Source organism: Maribellus luteus (assembly GCF_003576475.1).
GTDB lineage: Bacteria > Bacteroidota > Bacteroidia > Bacteroidales > Prolixibacteraceae > Draconibacterium > Draconibacterium luteum.
On record NZ_QWGR01000315.1, the window covers coordinates 1 to 510 of the forward strand.

Annotated in this window: 1 pseudogene; it reads right to left on the reverse strand. The window is 68.8% G+C overall.

Features of this window, described 5'->3' with window-relative positions:
- Positions 1-510: pseudogene (locus tag D1614_RS29035) on the reverse strand (hypothetical protein); the annotation flags it as partial.

The following is a 510-nucleotide window of genomic DNA, read 5'->3' on the forward strand; positions in this document are numbered from 1 at the left end:
AGCGCGACTGAACCAGTATTGGTCGCAGCAGAAGACTGACCGATTGCGGTCGACTCGTTGCCGGTGGCCTTCACGCCTGCGGCGTTCGCATGACCGCCGATCCCGATCGCATCCACGCCGGTCGCCACCGCCTGATCTCCGATGGCGACCTGCGAGCCCGTACCGTTGGCATTGGACGTGGCGCCGATAGCGATCGGCGATGTGCCACCCGTCGGATTGGTGCTCAGCGCTTGGGCGCCCTGGCCGATGGCGATTGCTCCATTCTGGAAGGGCGTGCCCGCCGTGCCCGCCCTTGCGCTGCCGATGGCAATGGCACCCGCACTGGTGGGGCCGCCGGTGGCCGTCGCGCCGCTGCCGATGGCCACCGCTGCAGAACCGGAGGCGTTGGCGGCGTTCGCGCCAGAGCCGCTGCCGATCGCGACCGACGTTCCGGCTGCCGTACCAAACGCGCCATTCGTGTACTGCGCATGGGCGTGGTCCTGCATGACCACGCCGAGGAAGGCCGCAAGC